Here is a 24,695-nt window from a genome sequence, read left to right as displayed (position 1 = left end):
CGGACGGCTGCTGTCAATGCTTGGCGTCGGACTCGAGCGGCTTGGGTGCGTACAGCGCCGCCTGGAAGTCGGGGGCATACTCGTACTTGAACATCTTTCCCAGCTTCAGCGACTCGATGAAGCGCGAGAGGCTGCCGTCCGTCAGCGTCAGCTTCACCGCGTCCACGCTGGACGTGCTGGCGTGGCGCAACTGGCGGGAGGTGGTGTAGCCGGTGGTCAGTTGCCCTTGCTGGTCGATGTTCGTGAAGCTGTTCGTCACCAGGCTTTCCTTGCTGGAAGAAACGTCGAGCTTTTGCGTCTCCAGCGTCACGTCCAGCTTCTGGGTTTCGCTGTCGAAGATTTCGACGACGACGTTGTTCTCGCCCTCGCGGTAGTCGATGCGCGTCAGCCACTTGGGCAGGTTGTAGCCGACCACGCCGCGCACCTTGGCCAATTCGGTATCGACAGGCAGCTTCAGCACGTAGCCCCAGAAGTCATCGGAAAATGACTGGCCCATCAAGGAGAACGGCCCCCAGTTCGACGAACCTGGTTTGTTGGTGACGACGGACAGGCCGATCTCGTTGTAGCTGTCGTTGTCGCAGTAGTGGTAAGCGTAGGCGGTCAGCGCGACAACGCCCCTGCCCGGCCACACTTGCAGCGGCTGCACCTGCTCCAGCACCTCGGGCGGCATCAGTTCCCGCAGCCGCGCCAGGTCGGCGGTGAAGATGGCCGTCACCCGGCTGTTCTTGTAATAGAAGTTCGGCGAATGGCTTTCGAAGCCAATATCGACCTTTTCCTTGGTGATCCCCTTGAACCAGCTCAGGTCGGTGCCCGGCGACTCGGCGGCGATGACGGAAAGCGGCGGGTTGGAGCGGAAGCGGTCGTACAGGCCGCCTTTCACCACGGGTACATCGTGGTCACCGATCTTGATTACGGTGGTTTCGGCCGCTTGCGCGAATGTAGCCGCAGCCGGCAGGCATGCACCAAAGAGGGCGGCCAGGGAAGTGGTTTTCACGGTGTTGCCTCGGAGATGAAATGACATCACCGCAAAGCATAAGTATTAAGTTGACTTCAAGGTCAACCCCATCGTGTCAGCTCACGCCCAATGGAACATTCCGCCTCGACGAGGCGCTGTCCCTGCGACCTGATGATGGCGCGGGCATCAGCCGGCTTCGCGCTTGGGATTGGCAGGCGGTGCGCACATTGCGGCCAGCCGTGAGTTCGGTGTCGTAGCCCGACCGCTGGCTCCGCGCGTGCCGCCGCTCACGACCTATCTGCTGCAGCTCGACGGAGATCCGTTCGACTAGCTGGCGCGGGTTCATTGAGCGCGTACAGGCCATCGAGTTGCCGGAAACCCCCAGGCCCATACGGGGCCGCAATCCCGGTCACCCGGAGGAGCTGACGCCATGAAGAAGATCGTCCCGTTCTTGCTGATGGCCGCATTGACTACCTGCGGCCAGTCCGAGACACCACGGAAGGCCACGGATTCCGCAGCCAGCACCCCAACAGTAGCAGAACTGGCGGCCAACCCGGAACGGCCCAAAGAACTGCGCCAGCAGTGCAAGACCGAGCGGCCCGGGCTGGGTGACGTGCTGTGCAACCGCGTTGCCGAAACTACGAGCAAGAGGCAATCCGCTGCGAATGATATCGGCTGCCCGCCAGGTGGCCGATATCGAGTCAGTTCACGATCTGATCGCGCATATCCCCTTCAAGGCGCTGATTGCCGACAAGGGTTACGGTGCCAACGCGTTGGTCAAGGCTGTAGGAAAACAGCTCCCATGCGGTCATTCCGCCTCGATCGAACCGGCGATCTTTGCGTACATACGACCGAAAACTGTACCGCCATCGGAATCTGATCGAATTTTTTATGCCTGGTGCGTACCGCGGCAGGCTGCCGCGATACGCACGACCGATCAACGCAGTTCGTTGTGCAGCAGGCCGAGGATCCGCTTGGCGGTGTCGGAGGCGTCGGCGCCGCCCTCGCGGGTCAGCACCCTGACCTGCGAATCGCTGCCCTGCCCCTGCACGTGCAGGCGGTATTCGCTGCCGCCCTGCGCCGGCTTGTCGTCGCTGCGCCAGAAGGCCAGCTTGGACAGGAAGCCCTTGTCCTCGGTCTTGTTGTCGGCATCGGGGTCGACATAACGCACGAAGTACAGGCCCTGGGCGCGGTCGCGGTCTTCAACGGTGAAGCCGATGCGGTCCAGCGCCAGGCCGACGCGGCGCCAGGCGCGGTCGAAGGACTCTTCCATGATCAGGCTGGCCTGGCCGTCGCTGCCGGAGGCGATGCGCGCACGCTCCTCGGTCGGTGCGCTGGTCAGCGCGGCTTCGGCACGCACTTCTTCGGCGCCGAGGTGCACCATCAGGCGGCGCAGCATTTCGGCTTCCAGCTCGGGGTCGGCCGGGCGCGGCTGCCAGATCGTCGAGTCCTTGGCTTCGTTCGGATAGATTTCCATCATGCCGCGGTGGCTGACGTAGATCTCGACCGTACCGTCATCCTTGCCCTGCTCCAGGCGAGTGCGGAACTTGTCGCGCTCGGGCGTGGAGAAAAGGCCGTCCAGCACCTTGCCGATCGCCGAGCGCAGGAAATCCTGCGGGATCTTGGCGCGGTCTTCGGCCCAGTCGGTTTCCATGACGCCGATGTCCGGGCTGTCGATGTTCAGGACGAAACCGAGTTCGAGCCAGAAATCCTTGATCTGCGGCCACAGTTCGTCCGGCGTGCCGGCAACGACCAGCCAGCGCTGGCTGCCGGCGCGCTCGATGCGCATCGTCTCCGGCGCGGCGAGCACTTCCGGGCCGGTGGACGCAGCCGGCTGGTCGGCACGGTCCGCGCTGTAGGCGGAATAGGTCGCCACGCCGCGCGGCGTGACGTCGGGTACGGCGAAGCGGTCGTCGCGCGTGGGCGCGGTGAGATCCGGCGGGATCTCGAGCGGGCGCTCCATTCGCTTCGCACCCTTGTAGTCGATGCGTTTGGATTCGAGCAGGGAGGTCGAGCAACCGGCAAGCGCCACGGACAGCGCGATCAGGGAAACGGGGGTGCGCATGGAGCGATTCATGGAGTTCCTGCGGAAGAGAAATTCGGATCAGACCTGGATGCCGGCCTTGCGCATCGCCTTCAGCACGCGCTCGTGGCAGGGCTCGGTCAGTTGCGTCAGCGGCAGGCGGATGCCGTCACCGATCAGCCCCATGCGGGCGACCGCCCACTTGACCGGAATCGGATTGGCTTCGCAGAACAGGTCGCGGTGCAGACCCGTCAGCGCGGCATTGGTTTCGCGCAGCTTGCGCAGATCGCCCGCGGCAGCGGCGGCGCACAGTTCGTGCATCGCCCGCGGCGCGACGTTGGCCGTCACCGAAATGACGCCGTGGCCGCCGAGCATCAGGAAGGCGGCCGAGGACATGTCGTCGCCGCTGTACAGGGCGAAGCCTTCGGGGGCGCGCTCGACCAGGTCGCAGGCGCCGCCGAGGTTGCCGGTGGCATCCTTGATGCCGACGATGTTCGGCACTTCGGCCAGGCGCAGCGTGGTGTCGTTGGCGAGATCGGCGACGGTGCGGCCCGGCACGTTGTAGAGGATCAGCGGCAGATCGACCGATTCGGCGATGGTGCGGAAATGGCGGTAGAGGCCTTCCTGGGTCGGGCGGTTGTAGTACGGCACGACCGACAGGTGGGCCACGGCGCCCGCCTGCTTGGCGAACTGCGCCAGTTCGACCGCCTCGACGGTGGAATTGGCGCCGGTGCCGGCGACGACGGGGATGCGGCCGGCGGCATGCTCGACCGTGACGCGAATGAGTTCGCAGTGTTCTTCGACATCGACGGTGGGCGACTCGCCGGTGGTGCCGACGATGACGATGCCGTCGGTGCCCTCGTTGATGTGCCAATCGATGAGGTTGCGCAGACGAGGATAATCGAGGCTTCCGTCGTCGAGCATGGGCGTGACGATTGCGACAAGCGATCCGGTAATCATGGCGTTGGCCAGAGCGTTAAAAAGTTGATTCTAACCGATCGTCGCGCCACGGCCAGCGCGGCACGCATTTTTGCGGGCACGCGCCGAGAACGGGAATGTTTGCGGATATTACCGGCTCACAGATCGGCCAGCGCCTTGACGTGCGCGACGACCGAACGCGCCAGCGAGGACAGCGAATAGCCGCCTTCCAGCAGGGACACGATGCGCGTGTGGCCGCAGGCCTTGGCGACGTCCTTGATCTGCTCGGTGGCCCAGATGTAATCCGCCTCGAGCAGTCCCATCGAGCCCATGTCGTCCTCGTAGTGGGCGTCGAAGCCGGCGGAGATGAAGATCATCTGCGGCTCGTGGGCGCGCAGCGCGGGCACGACCTTCTCGCCGAAAGCCTCGCGGAAGACATCGCCGCGGGTGCCGGCCGGCAGCGGTACGTTGCACATGTGGGCGGGCGGATTGTCGGCGCCCGAGTAGGGATAGAAGGGATGCTGGAAGATGCCGCCCATCATCACGCGCGGGTCGTCGCGGAAGATGTCCTCGGTGCCGTTGCCGTGATGCACGTCGAAGTCCACGATGGCAACCCGCTCCAGGCCGTGCGCCTCGAGCGCATGGCGAGCGGCGATGGCGACGTTGTTCATGAAGCAGAAACCCATCGCCTTGGCGCGTTCGGCATGGTGGCCGGGCGGACGCACGGCACAGAAGGCATTCTCGATCTCGCCGGCGATCACCATGTCGGTCGCCATCACCCCGGCGCCGGCCGAGCGCAATGCAGCCTTCATGGTGCCGGGGCTCATCGCGGTGTCGGGGTCGAGGTGGCGGATGCCGTGCTCGGGAACGCTGCCGAGCAGTTCGTCCAGATAATTCTCGGGATGGACCCGGATGATCTGCTCACGCGTGGCGATGGGCGCATCGTAGAAGGAGACGTACATGTCCAGCCCCGACGCGATCAGGCGGTCGTTGATCGCACCGAGTCGATCGGGGCATTCGGGGTGCATCGCCCCCATGTCGTGCAGCCAGCAGTCGCGATGCGTGATGAACGCCGTTGTCGTCATACTCTCCCCTTCTCCAGCATTGAACGTCGTGTCCGCCACTCAATCGGAGGCGGCTCTGCTTGTCAGCCGTTTTTTCTGCTCGGCCCGACTCGGTGCGAACCGTGAAATGGCTCCGCCGGTCGATGTGCTTTTGTCACCTATTATCACCGCTTCGCAGTCAATTTCACAGTGCCTCCGAGATGCCCAATTTCCATGTCGAACGCTTGCTGGAGGCCGCCAGCCAGATCATTCTCGGCAAGGGGCACGAGCTTCGCCTCGCCTTCGCCTGCCTGATCGCACACGGCCACCTGCTGATCGAGGACGTTCCGGGCGTGGGCAAGACCACGCTGGCCCATACCCTTGCCCAACTGACGGGCCTGCAGCTCCAGCGCATCCAGTTCACCAGCGATCTGCTGCCGGCCGACATCCTCGGCGCCTCGATCTTCGACCGCGACACCGGTACTTTCCGCTTCCACCCCGGTCCGGTGTTCGCGCAGGTAGTGCTGGCCGACGAGATCAACCGCGCCACGCCGAAGACCCAGAGCGCCCTGCTCGAAGCGATGGAAGAGCGCCAGATCACCGCGGACGGCCACAGCTTCGAGCTGCCCGAGCCCTTCTTCGTCATCGCCACGCAGAACCCGACACACCAGATCGGCACCTTTGCGCTGCCCGAAAGCCAGCTCGACCGCTTCCTGCTTCGCATCCGGCTCGGTTATCCCGATCCGATGGCCGAACGCGCCCTGCTGATGGGAGAGGACCGGCGCAGCGTGCTCGAACGGCGCACGCCGGTGATCGGGCCGGCGGAACTGGTGGAGCTGCAGCGCGCCGCCCAGGCCCTGCACGTCGCCGACCGCCTGATCGACTACGTGCAGGCCCTGCTCAGCGCCACCCGGCACGATGCGGAGCTGGCCGCCGGACTCAGCCCGCGCGCCGGACTCGGCCTGCTGGCGGCGGCCCGCGCCTGGGCCTTGATCGACGGCCGCGACCATGTGCTGCCGGAAGACGTGCAGACGCTGTTCCCGCACGTCGCCGCCCACCGCCTGCATCTTGCCGGCGACGCCCGCCCCGTCCCCGCGGCCACGCTCGCACGCCTGATCCAGTCGGTGGCGCTGCCCTGAGCAACATGCCTGCAGCCGGCACACCCTCTCCACCAGCTTTGTTCCGCCGCTGGCTGCTGCGCCGGCCGGGCAGGCCCGAAACGGCGCCGATCGAACTGCGCAGCCGCCGCATCTACGTGCTGCCGACCGCCGGCGGCCTGAGCTTTGCCATTGCCATGCTGGCGATGCTGGTGGCGTCGATCAACTACGGCCTGAGCCTCGGCTACGGCCTGGTCTTCGCCCTGGCCGGCGCGGCGCTGGCCAGCATCGTGCACGCCTGGCGCAACCTCGCCGGACTGCGCATCCGGCCCGGACGCAGCGAAGCGGTGTTCGCCGGCGAAACGGCCACGCTCCATTTCATCATCGACAACCCGCGCAAAGCCCGCCGTCCTGCCCTGCGGCTGAAACTGCGCGGCGCGGAAACCGCCTTCGAGCTCGGCCCGCTGCAGACGCGCGCGATCGGGATCGCCTGCGCCGCCGAACACCGCGGCCGGCTGCAGGCCGGGCGCACGGTCATCGAAACCCGCTGGCCGCTGGGGCTGATCCGGGCTTGGAGCGTTTTCGTCGCCGACGTCGGCTGCGTCGTCCACCCGGCGCCGGAGAAGAACGCGCCTCCCCTGCCCGAAAGCCCGGCGGAACAGGGTGGCGGCGCGCCGTCGCCGAAGGCCGGCGACGACGACTTCGCCGGCCTGCGCCCGCACCAGCGGGCCGACTCTCCGCGCCACATCGCCTGGAAAGTGCTCGCGCGCGGCGGCCCGCTGATGACCAAGCAGTTCGCCGGGCAGCAGGGGCAGGAGCTGTCGCTGGCCTGGGCCGACCTGCCGCCCGGGCTCGACGCCGAGCGGCGCCTGTCGCGCCTGAGCGCCTGGCTGCTGGAGGCCGAACGCAGCGGCCGCCCCTGGTCGCTGGCACTGCCCGGCACGAACGTGCCGCGCGGCAACGGCCGCAGCCATCTGCTCCGCTGCCTGGACGAACTGGCGTATCACGAGGAGCCCGACAGGGCGGACGGCACATGATCGGCGGCTGGCTGAAGCAGCGCGCAACGAGACGCCGATCGGCAAGCGCCGGCAGCGCGCTCGGCCGCCGCCAGGGCGCCTGGCTGCTCGGCGCCGCAGCGCTGACGATGGCACCGCACGCGAGCTGGCTACCGCCCTGGATCAGCGGGCTGTGCGCCGCGCTGCTGGCCTGGCGGGGTCTGTTGCTGTGGCATGGGCGCCAGGCGCCGTCGCCGTGGCTGCTGCTGGCGCTGACCGCGGCCGCAGCAGCCGGCGTGCGCGCCGAGTTCGGCCACTTCTTCGGCAAGGACCCCGGCGTGGCGCTGCTGGCGCTGCTGCTCGGCCTCAAGCTGCTCGAAATCCGCGCCGCCCGCGACGTCCGGGCAGCGGTGATGCTGTGCTTCTTCCTGCAACTGGCGATCTTCTTCGAAGACCAGAGCTTTCCGGTCGCCGCGCTCGCGCTGTGCGCCAGCCTGCTCGGCCTCGCGGCGCTGGTCGCCCAGGCCGACCCGAACGGCCGCAGCGGCGAGCACCTGCGCGTGGCCGGCACCCTGATGGCGCAGGGCCTGCCGTTCATGCTGATCCTGTTCGTTCTGTTCCCGCGTATCGACGGCCCCTTGTGGGGTTTGCCGGCCGATGCCTTCAGCGCCCGTACCGGCTTGTCGGAGTCGATGAGCCCGGGTTCGATCAGCGCGCTGAGCCAGTCGGGCGAAATCGCCTTCAGAGCCAGTTTCGCCGGCGAAATCCCCGCCCGCCGGCAGCGCTACTGGCGCGGCCCGGTGCTGACCCGCTTCGATGGCCGCAACTGGCAGGCCGAGCCTGCGCAGGAAGCGGCGGTTCCCTTCCATGCAGCGGACGGCAAGCGCATCGACTACACGCTGACCCTGGAAGCCCACGGCAAGCGCTGGCTGCTGGCTCTCGACTTTCCCGGCGCCACGGGCGCAGCGCTGCGGCACACCGGCGATTTCCAGCTGCTCGCGCCCCGGCCGGTCCGGTCGCGGGTGCGGCACGAACTGAGCGCCCATCCGGAAGCCGTCGTCGGGCTGGCGGAGACGGCGGCGACGCTGGCCGCGGCGCGCCGGCTCCCGGCCGGCTTCAATCCGCGCACGCAGGCACTGGCGGCACGGCTCGCCGCCGGTGCGGAGTCGCACGAGCAGATCCTGCAACGAGCCGTTTCGCATCTCCGGAACGCCGGGCTGCTCTACACGCTCCGGCCGCCGCTGCTCGGCCGCGACAGCGTCGACGAATTCCTTTTCGACAGCCGGCGCGGCTTCTGCGAGCACTTCGCCTCCGCCTTCACCGTGCTGATGCGGGCCGCGGGCGTGCCGGCGCGCGTCGTCACCGGCTACCAGGGCGGCGAGATCAACCCGGTAGACGGCAATCTCGTCGTCCGCCAGCTCGACGCCCATGCCTGGAGCGAAGTCTGGCTCGGCGGCCGTGGCTGGGTGCGCGTCGATCCGACCTATCTCGCCGCGCCGCGCCGCATCGACGACGGCCTTGCTGCCGCCCTGCCCGCCGGCGAAGCCCTGCCTTTCACCCTGCGTGCCCAGCACGACTGGCTGCGAAACATGCGCTTGCGCTGGGAAGCGCTGTCGAATACGTGGAACCAGCGCGTTCTTGGCTACAATCCGGAACGCCAGCGCGAACTGCTGTCCCGCCTGGGCCTGGCCCCGGGCGATGCGTGGCGCCTCGCCGGCATGCTGGCCGCCGCCACCGGCGTGCCGTTCCTGTGCCTGATCCTGTGGGCCGGCCGCAGGCGACGCCGCAGCGACCCACTCGACCGGGCCTGGCAGGCACTGAGCACGAAGCTGGCTGCCCGCGGGTTGGCGCGCCAGCCCTGGGAAGGGCCGCATGACTACACGCAGCGGGTGGCGTCGGCCATTCCCGAACTCGCAGCCGCAGTACGGGCAATCGGCGTGGATTACGCCAGCCTGCGCTACGGCCCCCATTCCGACAGCGCGCGCCTTGCCGCGCTCAGAAAGAAGATCGACGTTCTCCGATTGCCATGAAACTGCCCCGATTCCGCCTGCCCCCGTCCATCCGCCGCAAACCCGCCGCCAGCAAGACGAGGCACAGGATCCTGCCCGCCCTGGTCGGCGCCGGCCTGTCGCTGCTGGCCGCGCTGCCGGCCACCCCGGCACTGGCTTCGTATGCCGAGCGCGACGATGTCCGCGCCTTCGCCGACGAGCTTGCGGCACGCCATGGCTTCGACCGGGACACCGTGGCGGCGACGCTGGCACTGGCCCGGCACGAAGCCGGCGTGATCCGCCTGATCACGCCGCCGGCGCGCAAGGGCGCGCGCTCGTGGCAGAACTATCGTGCCCGCTTCCTGGACCGCAGCCGCATCGAGGGCGGCGTCGCGTTCTGGAAAGCGCATGAAGTGGATCTCGAGCGTGCCTCGAAGCAGTTCGGCGTGCCGCCGGAAATCATCGTCGCGATCATCGGCGTCGAGACCCTGTACGGGCGCCATACCGGCAATTTCGAGACCCTGTCCGCGCTCACCACGCTCGCCTTCGACTACCCGCCGCGCGCGGACCTGTTCCGCCGCGAACTCGAAGCCCTGTTCCTGCTCGCCCGCGAACAAGGCCGCATACCGACCGATTACTACGGCTCCTTCGCCGGTGCCATCGGCTATCCCCAGTTCCTGCCCAGCAGCGTGCGCGCCTATGCGGTCGACTTCGACGGCAACGGCCGGATCGACTTCGATTCCGACCCGCTCGATGCGATCGGCAGCGTCGCCAACTACCTGCACATGCACGGCTGGCAGCCTGGCGCCCCGATCGCCGAACCCGCGCTGCTGGCGGCCGACACCGACGCCGCGGCACTGGTCGCGGCAGGCATCGAGCCGGCGCTGGAACCCGAGGCCTTGAGCCGGGCCGGCGTGAAGCCGCTGCACGGCGACACCGCCGCCGGCCCCACCACCCTGGTCGACCTCGAAACCCCCGGCGCGGCGACGGAATACTGGCTCGGCTACCGCAACTTCTACGTGATCACGCGCTACAACCGCAGCAGCTTCTATGCGATGTCGGTGTTCGAGCTGGCCGAGGCGCTGAGCCAGCGCCGCCTCGTCGAACGCATCAGGGCCGAAAACCGAAACTGATCCAGATCAAGGCATGACACGGCGATTCCTCGTGAACTAGGCGGCCCACAGCATCCCGCCCGCAGACACGTGACCTCGACGCCACTGAAGCCCGCCGCAGTCCGCCTTTCCGACATCTCCGCGGCAATGTCCACCGGCTGGCGGCAGTTCTGCGCCATGCCCGCCCTCAGCTCCGGCTATGCGGCGGTTTTCGTCGTCCTCGGCGCAATCCTGTTCTGGGCGCTGGAATCGATGTCGATCGCGCCGATCAGCCTGTCCTTCGCCGGCGGCTTCATGCTGATCGGCCCGGCGCTGCTGGCGGGCTTCTTCGCGCTGTCGGACAGCCTGCGCGCCGGCCGGCGGCCCGTCGCCGCCGACATCGGCCGGGGATTCGCCCGCATGCCGCGCGGCGGCTGGGTGGTCTCCTTCGTCTGCGCGCTGCTGTTCCTGATCTGGATCACCGACGCGGGCACGCTCTACGGCTTCATGGTCGGCCGCGAACCCGCCCAATTGGCCCACCTGCTGCAGGGCGACGCGGCCATACACCGTTTCGTGTTCTTCAGTTCGATCATGGGCGCGGTACTGGCTTTCATCCTGTTCGCAGTCTCGGCCTTCTCGATCCCGCTGATCTACGATCACCGCGCCAACCTCGTCTCCGGCGTCGTCGCCAGCGTCAGGGCGGTGTTCGGGCGCTTCGGCGTCGTCATGGCCTGGGCCTGCCTGCTGGCCGCGGTGATCATCGTCAGCGCCGTGCTGCTGCCGCTGCTGCTGGTCACGCTGCCGGTGATGGCCTACGCCAGCCGCGAACTGTATTTCAGGGTCTATCCGGTGGACGGCGCGCCGGCCTGATCACCGCCGCAGCCGGCGCCTGCACTCACAGCAGCGCATCGCGTGAAATGCCGTAGCGCTTGAGGATGCGGCGCAGCTGGCTGAGCGCTTCGAGCTGGATCTGGCGCACGCGCTCGCGGGTCAGGTCCAGGCGCAGCGCCAGCTCTTCCAGCGTCAGCAGCTCGCATTCGTCGATGCCGTAGCGGTGGCGGATGACGAGCCGCTGTTTGTCCGACAGCATCTTGATCCATTCGCGCACCAGACGCTCGAGCTCGGCGAAATGGATCTGCAGGTCCGGTGCCAGCACCTGCTCATCGGCCAGCGACTCGCCGATCGACAGGTTCGGATCGATGTCGAGCGGCGCATCCAGCGAAGCCGTGTGTTCGCTGAGCTGCAGGATTTCCCGCACCTCATCGACGGTCTTGCCGAGCCTGCGTGCGACCGCGTCCAGCGAAGGCTCGCCGATGGAGCCGTCGTTGCAGCGCTGGGCGCGCAGCACCTGGTTCAGTTCCTTCACCACATGCACCGGCAGGCGGATCGTGCGCGACTGGTTCATGATCGCGCGCTCGATGTTCTGGCGTATCCACCAGGTCGCATAGGTGGAAAAACGGAAACCCCGCTCGGGGTCGAACTTCTCGAGCGCATGCATCAGCCCGAGATTCCCCTCCTCGACCAGATCGAGCAGGGGAATGCCACGGTTGAGATAGTGCTTGGCGATATTGACGACGAGCCTGAGATTGCGCTCGATCATCGTCTGCCGGGCGTCGAAGTTGCCCGTACGCACCAGGCGTGCCAGCCTGAGTTCTTCTTCGGCGGTCAGCAGCGGGTTGGCGCCGATCTCGTTGAGATAAAGCTGGGTGACGTCGCTGAAGAAGTCGCTTTCCTTCGCCTGCACGACGGCAGTGGCAAAGACCTCGACCTCGGGGGGAAGATCCGGTTCATGGCTTTCGAGATCATCGAGGCTTACCGGTTCTTCCATGCTTCCCCCTGTCGTCAGCGTGCGGGCAGGTACTTCGTCGGATCGATCGCCTTGCCCTGCTTGCGGATCTCGAAATGCAGCTTGGGGCGATCGGTTTCGGAGCTGCCCAGTTCGGCGATCTTCTGCCCGCGGGCAACCTGGTCGTCTTCCTTCACGAGCAGCTTGTCATTATGCGCATAGACCGAGTTGTACTCCTGGTTATGCTTGATGACAACAAGCTTGCCGTAGCCGCGCAGCCCGCTCCCGGCATAGACGACCTTGCCCGCCGCAGCCGCATAGACCGGATCGCCGACGTTGCCGCCGATGTCGACTCCCTTGTTCGACGCTTCGTTGTAGGCCGCGATCACCCTGCCGGCCGCGGGCCACTGCCAGTCGCCGGCCACGGCCGCTGCCGGCGTCTCGGGCGCAGGCGCCGGCTGCTCGGGTGCCGGCACCGGCGGCGGCGCAGCGCCCGCTCCGGGATCCTGGGAATACGGCACCGGTCCGCCCAGCGGCCCCTGCTTCAGCGGCGGCGCAGCGGGCTCGGTGCCACCGGGCATCGGCACCGGCATCGCCACCGCACCGTCGCCGATCGGAATGGCGGTGGCGCCGCCGTCCTGCGCCATGTCGGGCGGCCCGACGCGCAGACTCTGGCCCACCTGGATCTGGTCGGGATTGGTCAGACCGTTCCAGCGCACGAGATCCGGCAGCGTCACGTTGTACTGGCGCGCGATGCCGAGCAGGGTTTCCCCCTGCCTGACCACATGCATGCCTGCCGGCACTGCCGGCGCGGAACCCGTGACAGGCGGCGCGCCGTTGCCGTCGCGTACCGGCGCCTCACCCGACGAGGCGCACCCCGCCAATACCACGCTTACCAGCAAAGCCGGCATCAAACCAAAACGAGTCTGCATGTGAATAGCGAATTTCATTCCGTACCTGCGAGCAGCGGCACGAAGCGTACGGCCTCATGCCAGCTTTCCCGAAAAACATTACCTTGCCGCTCGACCAGCAGCAATCGCTGGTCGGCCCCTCCCACCGGCACGATCAGGCGCCCGCCCGGCGCGAGCTGCGCCTTGAGCGCCGGCGGTAAACCGATGGCCGCGGCCGCGACGATGATGCTGTCGAACGGAGCCGCCTCGGGAAGACCCAAACTACCGTCCGCAAGTTTCAATCTGACATTGGGCAGACGCAGCGGACGCAGGTTCGCCCGCGCCCGATCGAGCAGCGGACGGATGCGCTCGACCGCATAGACCTCGGTCGCCAACTGGCTCAGCACCGCTGCCTGGTAGCCACAGCCCGCCCCGACTTCGAGCGTCCGCCCCAGCTCACGGCCGGCGCGCAGCAGCTCGATCATGCGCGCGACGACGAAGGGCTGCGAGATCGTCTGCTGGAAGCCGATCGGCAGCGGCGTGTCGTCGTAGGCACTGTAGCCCAACCCTTCCTCGACGAACATGTGCCGCGGCACGCTCTGCATCGCCGCCAGCACCCGCTCGTCGCGAATGCCCTGGGTACGGAGGCGCTCGACCATGCGCACGCGTGCGCGCATCGCCTGCCCTGCATCGGCGCTGCGCACGTTCACCGCTTCAGCCAGTCGAAGACCGGCGCGATCTGGCCGGTGTGGGTGAGATCGATCTGCAGCGGCGTGACCGACACGTAGCCGTTGGCCACGGCGTGGAAATCCGTGCCTTCGCCCGCATCGGCCGCGCCGCCCGCCGCGCCGACCCAATACACCGTCTCGTTGCGCGGCGTCACGCTGCGCACCACCGGCTCGGCCTTGTGGCGTCGGCCCAGGCGCGTCACCTTGACGCCCTGCAGACGCTCGTAGGCGACGTCGGGCACGTTGACGTTGAGCAGCACCGGCTGTGGGAAAGGGTCGTGCATGAAGCGTTCGGCCAGGTCGCGGGCGACGCGCGCGGCAGCGCTGAAATCCGCCGCCGACTTGCTGACCAGCGACACCGCGATCGACGGCACGCCGAGCAGGAAGCCTTCGGTCGCTGCCGCGACGGTACCGGAATACACCGTGTCGTCGCCCATGTTGGCGCCGTGGTTGACACCGGACACCACCATGTCGGGCAGATGGTCGAGCATGCCGGTCACCGCGAGGTGCACGCAGTCGGTCGGTGTGCCATTGACATGATAGAAGCCGTTCGCGGTGCGGCGCAGCGACAGCGGACGATCCAGCGTCAGCGAGTTGCTGGCGCCGCTGCGGTCGCGCTCGGGCGCGACCACCGTGACTTCGCCGATGGTGCCGAGCGCCTCGGCGAGCGCCGCGATTCCGGGAGCGAAGTAGCCGTCGTCGTTACTGACCAGAATGCGCATCTGAAACCCATGGAAAGCGCCGCGGGCGCGGCCTGAAGACGCGGAATTCTAGCACAGCGCCAAGTCGCGGGCGGTCCGCCCGCCACCGGCACCGGACGATGAAAGGCCGTGCGCGGCGGAGGAGCGCCACGCACGGCCTTTCGCTGCAGCCGGGGGCTGCGTTGGTTTTACTTCAGGGTTTTGGGCGTATCGCTGCCCAGCTTGTAAGCCTGCTGCGACGGCACGAAGACGCCCTTGTTGTCGTCACGCCCCTGCAGCAGGTAGCGTGCATCCGGCTTGCCGTAGCTTTCGGCGGCGAGCTTGGACATCTTGCCGATGTCGTTGCCGCGCAGGCGGTTGATGATGAGGCCGACCTTCATGTCGTCGAAGTCCTGCATCATGTTCTGGTCGCCTTCGCTGTCGCCGGCGATGAACACCGGGCCGTAGCCGTACTTGGGCACCAGGAACTGCTTGATCGTCTCGGTCTTGCCCGGCCCCTGCGTCTGCGCGTAGCCCTGGCGGAACTGCGTCCGGATCGCGCCATTGGCATCGCGTTCGAGTTCCATCGCGTAGACGTTGTCCACCGCGTTGGCGTAGCCAAACTCGGGGTTCGACGACACTTCGCGGATCACGTCGCGGAACGAGGCCGAGCACACATAGACGTCGAAGCCGCTGGCGCGCAACTTCTTGTACAGATCCTGCATTTCCGGCACCGGGCGCAGGCCGTTCTTCCAGGTGATGCTGACCACCCCCGCCTTGCCCGGCAGCGCCGCCGGGCTCGTCCATTTGACCGCCTCGACCGGCTGGGTCTGCTGCCAGCGGAAGGTTTCGGCAGCCAGCGCACGCACGTCCTTCTCGGTCATGCCGGTGAAGTGGTAGGTGACCCACGGATAGGACACGGAATGGTCGAAGGTATTGCCGATGGCTTCGTACAGGAAGCGCATCTTGACGATGAAGTCCTGGTACTGCGGCGCCTGCTTGACCTGGGCCAGCGTCTGCTTGCCCCTGAGACCCTGGTAGTTGTTGTACAGCCAGGCATAGCTGGAGACGATGTCCTGCGCGATCTTGTCGATGTTGATCGCCTGGCCGGCTTCGTTGCGGCTGTCGTCGTCGAAGTTCGTGGTCGGAATGTCCTTGCGGATCGCGTTGTCGAGCTGCGCCGGCGTCATCGCGAAGCGCAGGTTCTCCAACTGGTAGACCAGCAGCGCTTCCTGGATGTCGAGGAAGATCGAAGTGTTGTCCCAGTCGAACACCACGTAGGGCGGCTTGGCCGGATCATAGTTCGGGCTGGACTTGCCGTAGGTGGCGAGCATCTTGTCCAGTTGCGCGCGGTTGAAGTCGTCCCAGTTGCCCTTTTCCAGCTTCTGCGCCTGCAGGGCCTGCGATACCTGCGAGGCCGTCTGCGACACCACCTCGGACGTAGTCTGGCACCCCGTCAGCAGCACCGCCGACAGCAGTGCCGCGGCAACAGCAGACATCCTGAACTTCATCTCCATGACTTTCCCCTTGAGTGTGAACACAAAATTGCCATGCTGCCGCTGACGCATTACAGCAGGGCATCGACCAGTTGCGGATGCGGCCGCGGCAGGATGGTGTATTGCACCAGCAGCCCTTTCGCGCCCGCCAGGTCGGCGCCTGTCCTGACCGCTGCCGTGATGTCGGCCACATCGCCGTTCAGCACGTAGTAGCACTTGCCGCCGATGCCGAAGGCCAGGTGGGTGCGGATCGGCACCACGCTGGCGGCCTTGACCGCAGCGTCGGCCGATTCGATACAGGCGCCCACGCTGTAGGTCTCGACCACGCCGATCGCCTGCACCTGGTCGATCGGCGTCACACCGCTGATCGACGGCAGGATGGAGGCGTGGATGTTGGGGATGGTGAATTGGTCCACCAGCGTGTGCGCAGCGACCTCGGTGCCGACGTCCACCGCCCGCGCCGTCGCCGCAACGTCGCCGCCGACCATGACGATGTACTTGCCGGGGCAGATGGTCTTGGCCACCAGCAGCGACACTTCGGCAGCCTTCAGCATCGCATCGCCGGCTTCGATGCCCTTGGCGATGCTGTTCAATTCGATCAAACCGATGGCGTGAAGCACCTTACGCCCTCCTGATGACAATGGCGTCGTCGCCGATCGTTTCCACCACGCCGTCGATGCTGGCGTGGATCGGTGCGCCCATCGCCTTGGCCGGGATGTCGGCGATGCGCTGTCCGCAGCGGACGGCATCGCCGACGCGGATACAGGGCTCGGCGGCGACGCCGATGTGCTGGCGCAGGCGAATCCACACCCGTTCCGGCGCATGCACGACGTCCGACCAAGGCGCCTTGCGGTTGTAGCGCGTCAGGCCGATGCGGGCCACCAGCCGGCTCGTCGGCAGCAGGCGCCCTTCGATCATCGGATCGGCCTTGCGCAGCTCGCCTTCGTAGCGCGCGCCTTCCTGGCGGAACTGCGCCTTCAGCGCCTGGTTCAGGCGCATCGGCGAGATCTCCACCGGACAGGCATAGGCTTCGCAGATCGCGCACTCCGAGCAGGTCAGCGCCGACAGCAGCACCGACGGCTTGGCAACGTGGTTGTAGTTCACCGAACGCACGATCAGGTGCGGCGGCAGTTCGTGGCCGATCAGATGGCGCGGGCAGAGTTCGGTACACAGCAGGCATTGCTCGCACACCGTGCGCGCCATGCTGATGACGCTGCGCATGTCGGCGCGCCGGCGCTGGATCAGCAGGTGGTCGGCAGGCAGCGCGATCAGGCCGCCGGTGGTCCGGGTGACCGGGACGTCGAGCGATTCGAGCAGGCCACCCATCATCGGCCCGCCATCGATGAAGGCCGCGTCGGTCGCGGGAATGCTGAGCCCGCCGGCCAGCGCCAGCGTCTCGCGCAGCGGCGTGCCGATCGGCACCGTCACGGTCACCGGTTCATTGACCGCGCCGGTGACCGTCAGGCAGCGGTGGGTCACGGGCAGTCCTTCATCCACCGCGCGGGCGACGTTGATCAGCGTGTTCACATTGTTGACCACCACGCCGATGCTCAGCGGAATGTCGCCCGGCGGCACGCGCCGGCCGGTTGCCATCCAGATCGTGATCACCTCGTCGCCGGCCGGATACACGTCCTGCAGGATGTGGATGCGCATGTTCTCGTGCAGCAGCGGCGTGATCGCGTCGATCGCCTCGGCGTACTTGGCCTTCAGCGCAACGATGCCTTCACGTGCGCCCACCGCCTGCATCGCCAGCGCCAGGCCGCGCACCATTTCCTTCGCATGGCGCACCGCCAGTTGCTGGTCGACCTTCAGCAGCGGCTCGCATTCGGCGCCATTGACCAGCACGATCTCAGCCTCCGCGCCCAGCTTGACGTGGGTCGGAAAGCCCGCGCCGCCGGCGCCGACGACGCCGGCCTCATACACCTTGCGGACGATCTCCTGGGTTTCCATGTACCTCTATCTCCCGCTCGCAATCCGCGCCGTCATGGCGCCCTCACTGCACCACTGCCCGGTAGCGGGCACCAGCTTTGCGCAGCCGCCCTTCGGCCACCAGCGCCTCCAGCCGCGCACGGTCCACCGCCGGGCCGAAGTGCGCCGCCAGCTCGGCCAGCGAGCGGCCGCGCGCGGACGCGGCGATGAAGGCCAGCAGCGCCGCGTCGTCCGACGTATCGACGCCCGATGCGACGATGCCCGAGGTATCGACGCTCTCATCTGCTGCCGGCGCCGCAGGCGTTGGCGTCGCGGGAGTCGGGGCATCACCAGCCGGCGCGGCCCCGGCGGCGGCCGGCAAGGCCGCAGCAGCGTTTTCTCCCGCGGCCGGCCTGGCTTTCGGCGCTTCACCCTTCGAGCGATCCACCAGCTCCAGCACCATGGCTTCGGTATCGTTGTCTGGCCGGCCGATCTCCAGCCGGCTGACGACTTCGCCCAGCCGCGACGCCGCCGCCTTGCCGGCATCGACGGCGGCGCGGCAGGCGGCCAGGTCGCCCTCGACCACCAGCGTGAAGAAGCGCGGATCGACCTGGTGCGAGCGGATCAGCTTGACGTCCGCCGCCTTCAGCATGGCGTCGGCCGCCTCGATCGCCGCGACCAGGCCGCGGACTTCCAGAAAACCCAGCGCGTCGATCTTCATGCGGAAACCTCGAAGGAAAGGGCCTGAGCGTTCATCTGCCGGTCATCCGCTCAGAAGCGGATGTTGTCGCGCCCGACTTCGAGCACCGCCTCGGTGAAGGCACCGCAGGCCGCCTTGCATGCGGCCTGGCTGCCGGTCAGGAAGGCGCCGCCGTAGTTGGTCTCGGACGGCGGCCCGATGTAGGTCGCCAGCCTGACGTCGGCGGCCTTGATCGCGGCATCGATGCCGTACATCGCTTCCAGCGGCGGCGCGATCAGGTAGGCCATCGCATCGCCGAGCGGAATCTTCGCCAGCCCCGACAGATAGCTGCCGGTGCGCGACACCAGGTGGGCGAGGAAGGCGGCGGTATGCGCATCGTCGGCCCACTGGAAGGCCGGCCCGCTCTCGATCATCGCCACCATCGCGTCCAGCCCGGCCTTGACTTCGGCCGGCGTCGGACCGCCGAGCATGATGATCACTTCGCCCGCGGTGGGCGACGAACTGTGCGCCGCGCCGGCATACAGCGAACGGCCATAGACGACTTCGACCTGAGCCTGCTTCGTCGCCTCGTCGGCGGCGATGTAGGTGACGTCGTCCGAATCCGCCGTCAGCAGGCCGATGCTGTTCATGTGCGCCGGCAGGCCGAGTTCTTCCTTGTAGTCCTTCGCCACCGAGGCGATCAGGCGGACGGCCTTGACGCTGGGCTTGATGGGTTCGAGTGCGGACATGACTTATCTCTCCACGGAATCCGGATGGCTCACTTGTTCAGCGCGATGCCCGAAGCCTTCTGCTCCAGCATGCGCTTGGCCAGATCGACGATGACGGCTGCCGCCTCGACCGGCGGCGTGCCGGCGCGGTGGATGTTGGAAATGCAGGTACGGTCGGCCTCGACCGTCTGCGAAGTGGGGCTGTAAACCATGTAGCAGGACAGGCTCTCGGACTGGCCGAGGCCGGGCCGTTCGCCGACCAGCAGGATCACCACCTTGGCGCCGAGCAGTTCGCCGATCTGGTCTTCGACCTTGACGCGGCCATAACGCACGAAGAACGGCGTGCCGACGTCCAGCCCGGCGCTCTCCAGCCCTTTCAGCAGCGGCGGCAGGATCTCGTCGTAGTTGGAGGTGATCGCGTCGGTCGACAGGCCGTCGGACACCACCACCTGCACCTGCGGCGACTGCTTGCACTTCGACTTCAGGATCTGCACCGCTTCGGCCGACAGCCGCCGGCCGAGGTCCGGCCGGGTCAGGTACTGGTCCTTGTCCTTGATCTCGCTATGCACTTCGAGCAGGCCGGTCTTTTCCAGCCAGGCGGCCGGCACGTCCTGCAGCACCGTGTCCTTGGAGCGCGAATGGTCGGCGAGGAAGCGCAGCAGCGAGGTGGTGCGCGGGCGGGTGCCGACGCGGCCCGAGCACACCCGCGAGCCGCTATTGCGCTTGAGCTCCTGCAGCACTTCGAGGCTCTTCGGATTGCGCACGCCGATCCAGTTCTTGACGCTGGCGTCGCCGAGGTCCGGCAGGCAGCCGCCATCGGCCCCGGCCGGCGCCGCGGCAGCGGACGAAGTGCTCGCAGGCGCGGGTGCCGCCGTGCCGCCGATCTGCCCCAGCACCGCGCGGACGATGCTCTCGATCTCTTTCTGGTCCATGATCAACACGCCCCCAAAGTCAGAAGAACCACGACGCGTCGCCCGCATTGTGGGTCAGGCGGCCGTTTTCCATCAGCCCCATCTTTTCCAGCCACTGCTCGAACTCGGGTGCCGGCCTGCGGTTCAGCACCTTGCGCAGCGTGGCGGTGTCGTGGAAGGCGCTGGTCTGGTAATTGAGCATGATGTCGTCGCCCAGCGGCATGCCCATGATGAAGTTCACCCCGGCCGAGCCCAGCAGCACCATCAGGTTCTCGTTGGAGTTCTGGTCCGCTTCGGCGTGGTTGGTGTAGCAGGTGTCGCAGCCCATCGACACGCCGGACAGCTTGCCCATGAAGTGGTCCTCGAGACCGGCGCGGATGATCTGGCGGTCGTTGTAGAGGTATTCCGGGCCGATGAAGCCGACCACGGTATTGACCAGCATCGGGTCGTAGTGGCGCGCCAGGCCGTAGTTGCGCGCCTCCATCGTCACCTGGTCGGCGCCGTAGTGCGCGCCGGCCGACAGCGCCGAACCCTGGCCGGTTTCGAAATACAGGCAGTTCGGCCCGGCCAGGCGGTTGTGGGTACGGCCGACCTCGGCCGCCTCGTCGAGCATCGCGATCTCGACGCCGAACTCCTTCAGCCCCTTCTCGCTGCCGCAGATGCTCTGGAAGATCAGGCCGCCCGGCGCGCCGCGGCGGATCGCCGCGATCTGGGTGGTGATGTGCGCCAGCACGCAGCCCTGGGTGGGAATCTGGTACTTGTCGACGATCTCGTAGATGGTGTCGAGGATGCGGTGGATGTTCTCGACGTTGTCGGTCACCGGATTGACCCCGATCACCGCGTCGCCCGCGCCGTAGGACAGGCCTTCGAAGATCTGCGCGCGGATGCTTTCCAGGTTGTCGCGGGTATCGTTGGGCTGCAGCCGCGCCGAGATCCGGCCCGGCAGGCCGATCGTGGTATTGGCCTTCTTCACCACCGGCATCTTCGACGCGCCGTAGATCAGGTCCGAGTTGGAACAGATCTTGGCCACGCCGGCGATCATCTCGGACGTCAGTCCCTTGCGGATGAAGGCGATGTCGTCATTGCTGGTATCGTCGTCGAGGATCCATTCGCGCAGTTCGCCGACGGTCCAGTTCTTCACCTTCTCGTAGGCCGCGGAATTGATGTCGTCCTGGATGATGCGGGTGACGCAGTCCTCTTCGTAGGGCACCACCGGGTTGTTGCGCAGATCCGCCAGCGTCAGCTCGGACAGCACGTATTTCGCCGCCACCCGCTCGCGTGTGCTCTGCGCCGCCACGCCCGCCAGAACGTCGCCCGAGCGGAGATCGTTCGCCTTGGCCAGCACGTCCTTGACGTCCTTGAACTGGTAGGTCTGGCCGAACAACTGAGCCTTGAGTTTCATGTGCGCTCCATCCACAAAGCCAAAGAGGAAACGATCCGCCACGCTCCACGCACCCGCCGCTGGCGGCACCTGCATCCCGAACGGCCGAAGCCGACGGCCGGCGGCCCAAGGTCGGGCCACGTCATTCCACGCAGCGATGCTACGCCCGGCGTTTTTTGGGCCGCTAACAAAAATCGGCAAGTTTCACGCGGCGCAATTGACGCCCCGAACCGGCACGGGCTAAGGTCCGCTCATCCCCTTCCGCTGCATGGTCATTCGGCGGCAGGCGGTGCGGGATCGAAGCGGAGCGCCGGGGCCCCTCCTCCGGAATTCAGTTTTTCCATGCAGCGGAGAGCCATGAAAGCCGAGATCATGACGACCACGGAGCAGGGAATCATCCTGCCGCTGGGCGACACCAAGGGGTGCATCCGGGTATCGGACGTACACGATGCCGACGAGCAGGCGGCCAACATCACCGCCTGGTATCAGGAATACGATCAGATCGGCGCCGGCCGCTTCTTCGGCTCGATCACCGAGGTCTGGCTCGGCCAGATGCAGTTCTTCCTCGAAACCACCAGCCACGCGCTGCGCCAGACCTGCATCGTCTGGCCCGGCGCCTTCTGGTTCGGCCTGCCGCGCTGCGACAGCGCCGACGGCCTGATCAACGCTTCGCCGCTCGGCCGCAACACCATCGCCGTGCGCCCCGGCGGCAAGGACTTCGAACTGCTCACGCCGGATGCCTACCAGATCCTCGGCATCGTCATCGACGAAGCGCTGCTCGAACGCCACGCCCGTGCCGCCGAGCGCCCCCAGCTGGTCGAACTGCTGCGCAGGGGCGAATCGTTTCCGCTGCCGGCACGGCAGAAGGCGATCTTCTGGGAACGCGTGTCGCGCACGCTGCTGCAGGCCGCCGGCCTGGGCCTGAAGCGCCTGCCCCGCACGGTGTGCGACACCCTGACCGAGGAACTGATGACCGGCCTGTTCGAGCTGTTCGGCGAACACATCGCGCCGGTCAAGCTGCGCCACAGCAATCTCAGCTACCGCCGACTGGTCTCCGGCGCGCGCGAATACGTGCTGTCCCAACCCGACCGCGTCATCTCGGTGACCGACCTGTGCGAAGCGCTCTACGTCAGCCGCCGTACGCTGCAGAACGCTTTCCGCGCGGTACTCGGCATCTGCCCGGTGAACTACCTCAAGGCCCTGCGCCTGAACGCGGTGCGCCGCACGCTGCGCGACCGCGACTCCGGCTTCAGGACGGTGCAGGACGTCGCCGCCCGCTGGGGCTTCTGGCACATGAGCCAGTTCGCCGCCGACTATTTCGCGATGTTCGCCGAACACCCGTCCGACACCCTGAAAGCCGGCGGCGGCGAGCACGTCTGCTTCCGCTACCCTTCCAGCATCCGCTCCAGAGCGGAAAAAGTCCCGCTCGTCATGCTTGCCTGAAGCCAGGCACGCCCGCCTCGGGCAGCTTCCGCGCCATGCCCCCGACCTCCCGTTCTGCGGCAACTGCCTGAGCGCGCGCAGCCGTGCCCCGCGCACGGGCACAGCACCGTCAAACTTGCCGATTTTTGTTAGCGGCCCCAAAAACCCCGGGGCTACCATCAGACCGAACTCCTCGCCATCACGGCAGCGGCCGGCAGGCCCGGACCGCGCCAGCCATGTAGCGCAAGGCGTTCAGCTGACGTTCCTGGAGCGGCCCCCTTCACCCGGGCGCCGCCCGCTGCGATAACGGAGCAGGCCGACGGAAGCCATGAAATTCGACGACAAAGAACGCATCATCCAGGAGTTCGTGCCCGGCAAGCAGGTCACGCTGGCACACCTGATCGCGCATCCCACCGAAGAACTGGCGCACAAGATCGGCGTCTCCGGCGCCGAGGCGATCGGCATCCTGACCCTGACCCCGGGCGAGACCGCGATCATCGCCGGCGACATCGCCACCAAGGCGGCGGCGGTCCATATCGGCTTTCTCGACCGCTTCAGCGGTGCCTTGGTGATCTGCGGCTCAGTCGGCGCCGTCGGCGAGGCGCTGCAGGAAACCCTCGGCGTGCTGCAGCGCGTGCTCGATTACGCCGTCTGCAGCATCACCCGGACCTGAGGCGCATGATGACCCGTTCGCCTTCGCCGCCCCCTTCCCCCTACGATCCCAGCCGCTTCGTGCTGGTCGGCCCGGTCGCGGCAGGCAAGACCACGCTGTTCAATGCGCTGATCGGCCGCGGAGGCGCGGCGATGAAGACGCAGGCGCTCGACTACGAGAACGGCATCGTCGATACGCCGGGCGAGTTCTTCAGCCACCCGCGCCTGCACCACGCGCTGATCAACACCGTCTCCGACGCCCGCAGCGTCGTCTATGTGCATGGCGCAACCGATTTCGACTACCGGCTGCCGCCCGGCCTGCTCGAAGTCAATGCCGACAAGCGCCTGATGGCGGCGATCACCAAGATCGACCTGCCCGACGCCGATCCGCAGCGCGTCGAGGCCCTGCTGCGCGCCGGCGGCTTCAGCGCGCCGATCTTCCGGGTCTCGGTGTTCAGGCCCGAAACCCTCGTGCCCTTCAAACGCTATCTGTTCGAACAGGAAAGGCAGGACGATCATGAAGCAACTCATTAGTGCCGAAGTGGTGCGCAGTGAGCACGCCGCCGGAAAGCGCGAGATCGCCGTGACGCGCAATGGGCATATCGTCACACCCGAAGCACGGACGGTCGCCGAGGCGCTGGGCGTTCTGATCCGCGAGGGCGAAGCAAAAGCCGACGCCGCACCCCACTGCGGCGCCCCGCCGACGCCGGCCATGCCTGCGTCCAGGCCGGCCGCAGCCGCTGCCCTGCCGGCGGAAGCGCTCGCCGAGATCCGCAAGGCAGTGCAGGCCCGCCTGCCGGCAGGCCTGGTTCCCGACGGCATGGTCGACCAGCTGGTCAGCAAGGTCGCGCAGGAGCAGCAGGCGCGCCAGGCCGCCACGCTCGCGGTCAATGCGCCGCCCAAGCCCGCCCCCTCTGCACAGGACGCAGCGCTGCCCTACGAGTCCCGCACCATTGCCGGCGGCATCAAGGCGGTGAAAGGCGATTCGGTGCGCATGGGCCTGTTCGACGGCGCCGGCGAGGACAGCCATGTCGGCATCGCCGACGTCATCACCAGCGCCGACGGCAGCTCGATGGCCGCCGGCTTCATGAGCTGGAACCGCTGCTTCTTCCCATGGACGCTGAACTACGACGAGGTCGATCTGGTGCTCGAAGGCGAGCTTCACATCCGCTGCAACGGCCAGACCGTGGTCGGCAAGCCCGGCGACGTGATCTTCATTCCCAAGGGCTCGGCGATCGAGTTCGGCACGCCCACCGAGGTGCGCTTCCTGTACGTCGCCCATCCGGCCAACTGGTCGGAGCTCTGAGGCGGAGCACGGCGGGTAG

Annotated in this window: 25 protein-coding genes; 10 read left to right on the top strand and 15 right to left on the bottom strand. The window is 67.1% G+C overall.

Features of this window, described 5'->3' with window-relative positions; all coding sequences use genetic code 11:
• Window positions 1-13 precede the first annotated feature (13 nt).
• Window positions 14-994, bottom strand: a complete 981-nt coding sequence (locus NX068_RS04510) for a hypothetical protein (RefSeq protein WP_263460085.1) — start codon at window positions 992-994, stop codon at window positions 14-16.
• A gap of 391 nt (window positions 995-1,385) precedes the next feature.
• Here NX068_RS04510 and NX068_RS21245 point away from each other — a divergent pair, with 391 nt between their 5' ends.
• A complete protein-coding gene (locus NX068_RS21245) occupies window positions 1,386-1,835 on the top strand; it encodes a hypothetical protein (protein ID WP_442806681.1) in 450 nt (149 codons plus the stop codon).
• 57 nt (window positions 1,836-1,892) lie between these two features.
• On the opposite strand, the gene bamC is transcribed toward NX068_RS21245, so the two are convergent.
• The 3 genes from bamC to NX068_RS04485 form a co-directional block, all read right to left on the bottom strand.
• On the bottom strand, window positions 1,893-3,032 hold the full coding sequence (bamC, locus tag NX068_RS04495; protein WP_263460084.1) for an NlpB/DapX family lipoprotein: 1,140 nt from the start codon (window positions 3,030-3,032) through the stop codon (window positions 1,893-1,895).
• A gap of 27 nt (window positions 3,033-3,059) precedes the next feature.
• Window positions 3,060-3,938: a 4-hydroxy-tetrahydrodipicolinate synthase gene (dapA, locus tag NX068_RS04490; RefSeq protein ID WP_263460083.1), complete on the bottom strand. Its 879-nt coding sequence runs from the start codon at window positions 3,936-3,938 to the stop codon at window positions 3,060-3,062.
• A 116-nt stretch (window positions 3,939-4,054) separates the two neighbouring features.
• Entirely contained in the window at window positions 4,055-4,981 is a 927-nt protein-coding gene (locus NX068_RS04485) for a histone deacetylase family protein (RefSeq protein WP_263460082.1), read from the bottom strand.
• Window positions 4,982-5,160: 179 nt separating this feature from the next.
• Between NX068_RS04485 and NX068_RS04480 the strand changes: the two genes are divergently transcribed.
• The 5 genes from NX068_RS04480 (at window position 5,161) to NX068_RS04460 (ending at window position 10,980) form a co-directional block, all read left to right on the top strand.
• Window positions 5,161-6,078, top strand: a complete 918-nt coding sequence (locus tag NX068_RS04480) for an AAA family ATPase (protein ID WP_263460081.1) — start codon at window positions 5,161-5,163, stop codon at window positions 6,076-6,078.
• Between the two features lie 5 nt (window positions 6,079-6,083).
• On the top strand, window positions 6,084-7,073 hold the full coding sequence (locus NX068_RS04475; RefSeq protein ID WP_263460080.1) for a DUF58 domain-containing protein: 990 nt from the start codon (window positions 6,084-6,086) through the stop codon (window positions 7,071-7,073).
• Window positions 7,070-9,061: a transglutaminase TgpA family protein gene (locus tag NX068_RS04470; RefSeq protein WP_263460079.1), complete on the top strand. Its 1,992-nt coding sequence runs from the start codon at window positions 7,070-7,072 to the stop codon at window positions 9,059-9,061. Before NX068_RS04475 ends, NX068_RS04470 begins: the two co-directional genes overlap by 4 nt.
• Entirely contained in the window at window positions 9,058-10,152 is a 1,095-nt protein-coding gene (mltB, locus tag NX068_RS04465; protein ID WP_263460078.1) for a lytic murein transglycosylase B, read from the top strand. Before NX068_RS04470 ends, mltB begins: the two co-directional genes overlap by 4 nt.
• Before the next feature lie 156 nt (window positions 10,153-10,308).
• Entirely contained in the window at window positions 10,309-10,980 is a 672-nt protein-coding gene (locus NX068_RS04460; RefSeq protein WP_263460077.1) for a DUF2189 domain-containing protein, read from the top strand.
• A gap of 25 nt (window positions 10,981-11,005) precedes the next feature.
• On the opposite strand, the gene rpoS is transcribed toward NX068_RS04460, so the two are convergent.
• From rpoS to NX068_RS04400, 11 genes are all read right to left on the bottom strand, one after another.
• Window positions 11,006-11,938: an RNA polymerase sigma factor RpoS gene (gene rpoS / locus NX068_RS04455; RefSeq protein ID WP_263460076.1), complete on the bottom strand. Its 933-nt coding sequence runs from the start codon at window positions 11,936-11,938 to the stop codon at window positions 11,006-11,008.
• A gap of 14 nt (window positions 11,939-11,952) precedes the next feature.
• Window positions 11,953-12,846, bottom strand: coding sequence for a peptidoglycan DD-metalloendopeptidase family protein (locus tag NX068_RS04450; protein WP_263460075.1), 894 nt, complete (start codon window positions 12,844-12,846; stop codon window positions 11,953-11,955).
• A complete protein-coding gene (locus NX068_RS04445; RefSeq protein ID WP_268740046.1) occupies window positions 12,843-13,445 on the bottom strand; it encodes a protein-L-isoaspartate(D-aspartate) O-methyltransferase in 603 nt (200 codons plus the stop codon). The genes NX068_RS04450 and NX068_RS04445 overlap by 4 nt, the downstream gene beginning before the upstream one ends.
• A gap of 47 nt (window positions 13,446-13,492) precedes the next feature.
• Window positions 13,493-14,236 carry a 5'/3'-nucleotidase SurE gene (gene surE, locus NX068_RS04440; protein WP_263460073.1) on the bottom strand — a complete coding sequence of 248 codons (744 nt, stop codon included), beginning with the start codon at window positions 14,234-14,236 and terminating at the stop codon, window positions 13,493-13,495.
• 167 nt (window positions 14,237-14,403) lie between these two features.
• Complete coding sequence (locus NX068_RS04435) at window positions 14,404-15,693, bottom strand: haloacid dehalogenase-like hydrolase (protein ID WP_263460072.1); 1,290 nt, start codon at window positions 15,691-15,693, stop codon at window positions 14,404-14,406.
• 68 nt (window positions 15,694-15,761) lie between these two features.
• Entirely contained in the window at window positions 15,762-16,310 is a 549-nt protein-coding gene (locus tag NX068_RS04430; RefSeq protein WP_263460071.1) for a BMC domain-containing protein, read from the bottom strand.
• Window position 16,311: 1 nt separating this feature from the next.
• On the bottom strand, window positions 16,312-17,640 hold the full coding sequence (locus NX068_RS04425; RefSeq protein WP_263460070.1) for a 4Fe-4S dicluster domain-containing protein: 1,329 nt from the start codon (window positions 17,638-17,640) through the stop codon (window positions 16,312-16,314).
• 43 nt (window positions 17,641-17,683) lie between these two features.
• Window positions 17,684-18,319 (bottom strand): BMC domain-containing protein, encoded by a 636-nt coding sequence (locus NX068_RS21095; protein ID WP_268740027.1) that lies wholly within the window; start codon window positions 18,317-18,319, stop codon window positions 17,684-17,686.
• 50 nt (window positions 18,320-18,369) lie between these two features.
• Window positions 18,370-19,026, bottom strand: a complete 657-nt coding sequence (gene eutL, locus NX068_RS04410; protein ID WP_263460069.1) for an ethanolamine utilization microcompartment protein EutL — start codon at window positions 19,024-19,026, stop codon at window positions 18,370-18,372.
• A gap of 29 nt (window positions 19,027-19,055) precedes the next feature.
• Window positions 19,056-19,937, bottom strand: a complete 882-nt coding sequence (gene eutC, locus NX068_RS04405; protein ID WP_263460068.1) for an ethanolamine ammonia-lyase subunit EutC — start codon at window positions 19,935-19,937, stop codon at window positions 19,056-19,058.
• A 19-nt stretch (window positions 19,938-19,956) separates the two neighbouring features.
• Window positions 19,957-21,318 carry an ethanolamine ammonia-lyase subunit EutB gene (locus tag NX068_RS04400; RefSeq protein WP_263460067.1) on the bottom strand — a complete coding sequence of 454 codons (1,362 nt, stop codon included), beginning with the start codon at window positions 21,316-21,318 and terminating at the stop codon, window positions 19,957-19,959.
• Window positions 21,319-21,654: 336 nt separating this feature from the next.
• Between NX068_RS04400 and NX068_RS04395 the strand changes: the two genes are divergently transcribed.
• The 4 genes from NX068_RS04395 (at window position 21,655) to eutQ (ending at window position 24,676) form a co-directional block, all read left to right on the top strand.
• Window positions 21,655-22,740, top strand: coding sequence for a helix-turn-helix domain-containing protein (locus tag NX068_RS04395; protein WP_263460066.1), 1,086 nt, complete (start codon window positions 21,655-21,657; stop codon window positions 22,738-22,740).
• A 307-nt stretch (window positions 22,741-23,047) separates the two neighbouring features.
• Entirely contained in the window at window positions 23,048-23,392 is a 345-nt protein-coding gene (gene eutS, locus NX068_RS04390; RefSeq protein ID WP_263460065.1) for an ethanolamine utilization microcompartment protein EutS, read from the top strand.
• Between the two features lie 5 nt (window positions 23,393-23,397).
• Window positions 23,398-23,904 (top strand): EutP/PduV family microcompartment system protein, encoded by a 507-nt coding sequence (locus NX068_RS04385; RefSeq protein WP_263460064.1) that lies wholly within the window; start codon window positions 23,398-23,400, stop codon window positions 23,902-23,904.
• Window positions 23,888-24,676, top strand: a complete 789-nt coding sequence (gene eutQ / locus NX068_RS04380; protein WP_263460063.1) for an ethanolamine utilization acetate kinase EutQ — start codon at window positions 23,888-23,890, stop codon at window positions 24,674-24,676. Before NX068_RS04385 ends, eutQ begins: the two co-directional genes overlap by 17 nt.
• Window positions 24,677-24,695: the final 19 nt, after the last annotated feature.

It is taken from the genome of Thauera carbonicopians, assembly GCF_025699485.1.
In the GTDB taxonomy this organism is placed as follows: domain Bacteria; phylum Pseudomonadota; class Gammaproteobacteria; order Burkholderiales; family Rhodocyclaceae; genus Thauera.
This window is presented reverse-complemented; position numbering and strand designations above follow the sequence as displayed.

Excerpts from the sequence above, each read along its gene's own strand:
- eutQ (WP_263460063.1), top strand. The coding sequence starts at position 23,888 with ATGAAGCAACTCATTAGTGCCGAAGTGGTGCGCAGTGAGCACGCCGCC.
- NX068_RS04450 (WP_263460075.1), bottom strand. The coding sequence starts at position 12,846 with ATGAAATTCGCTATTCACATGCAGACTCGTTTTGGTTTGATGCCGGCT.
- eutC (WP_263460068.1), bottom strand. The coding sequence starts at position 19,937 with ATGGACCAGAAAGAGATCGAGAGCATCGTCCGCGCGGTGCTGGGGCAG.
- rpoS (WP_263460076.1), bottom strand. The coding sequence starts at position 11,938 with ATGGAAGAACCGGTAAGCCTCGATGATCTCGAAAGCCATGAACCGGAT.
- NX068_RS04385 (WP_263460064.1), top strand. The coding sequence starts at position 23,398 with ATGATGACCCGTTCGCCTTCGCCGCCCCCTTCCCCCTACGATCCCAGC.
- eutS (WP_263460065.1), top strand. The coding sequence starts at position 23,048 with ATGAAATTCGACGACAAAGAACGCATCATCCAGGAGTTCGTGCCCGGC.
- dapA (WP_263460083.1), bottom strand. The coding sequence starts at position 3,938 with ATGATTACCGGATCGCTTGTCGCAATCGTCACGCCCATGCTCGACGAC.
- mltB (WP_263460078.1), top strand. The coding sequence starts at position 9,058 with ATGAAACTGCCCCGATTCCGCCTGCCCCCGTCCATCCGCCGCAAACCC.
- NX068_RS04395 (WP_263460066.1), top strand. The coding sequence starts at position 21,655 with ATGAAAGCCGAGATCATGACGACCACGGAGCAGGGAATCATCCTGCCG.
- NX068_RS04425 (WP_263460070.1), bottom strand. The coding sequence starts at position 17,640 with ATGGAAACCCAGGAGATCGTCCGCAAGGTGTATGAGGCCGGCGTCGTC.
- NX068_RS04485 (WP_263460082.1), bottom strand. The coding sequence starts at position 4,981 with ATGACGACAACGGCGTTCATCACGCATCGCGACTGCTGGCTGCACGAC.
- NX068_RS04400 (WP_263460067.1), bottom strand. The coding sequence starts at position 21,318 with ATGAAACTCAAGGCTCAGTTGTTCGGCCAGACCTACCAGTTCAAGGAC.
- NX068_RS04445 (WP_268740046.1), bottom strand. The coding sequence starts at position 13,445 with ATGGTCGAGCGCCTCCGTACCCAGGGCATTCGCGACGAGCGGGTGCTG.
- NX068_RS04435 (WP_263460072.1), bottom strand. The coding sequence starts at position 15,693 with ATGTCTGCTGTTGCCGCGGCACTGCTGTCGGCGGTGCTGCTGACGGGG.
- surE (WP_263460073.1), bottom strand. The coding sequence starts at position 14,236 with ATGCGCATTCTGGTCAGTAACGACGACGGCTACTTCGCTCCCGGAATC.
- NX068_RS04475 (WP_263460080.1), top strand. The coding sequence starts at position 6,084 with ATGCCTGCAGCCGGCACACCCTCTCCACCAGCTTTGTTCCGCCGCTGG.
- NX068_RS04460 (WP_263460077.1), top strand. The coding sequence starts at position 10,309 with ATGCCCGCCCTCAGCTCCGGCTATGCGGCGGTTTTCGTCGTCCTCGGC.
- NX068_RS04470 (WP_263460079.1), top strand. The coding sequence starts at position 7,070 with ATGATCGGCGGCTGGCTGAAGCAGCGCGCAACGAGACGCCGATCGGCA.
- NX068_RS04480 (WP_263460081.1), top strand. The coding sequence starts at position 5,161 with ATGCCCAATTTCCATGTCGAACGCTTGCTGGAGGCCGCCAGCCAGATC.
- NX068_RS21095 (WP_268740027.1), bottom strand. The coding sequence starts at position 18,319 with ATGAAGATCGACGCGCTGGGTTTTCTGGAAGTCCGCGGCCTGGTCGCG.
- bamC (WP_263460084.1), bottom strand. The coding sequence starts at position 3,032 with ATGAATCGCTCCATGCGCACCCCCGTTTCCCTGATCGCGCTGTCCGTG.
- NX068_RS21245 (WP_442806681.1), top strand. The coding sequence starts at position 1,386 with ATGAAGAAGATCGTCCCGTTCTTGCTGATGGCCGCATTGACTACCTGC.
- eutL (WP_263460069.1), bottom strand. The coding sequence starts at position 19,026 with ATGTCCGCACTCGAACCCATCAAGCCCAGCGTCAAGGCCGTCCGCCTG.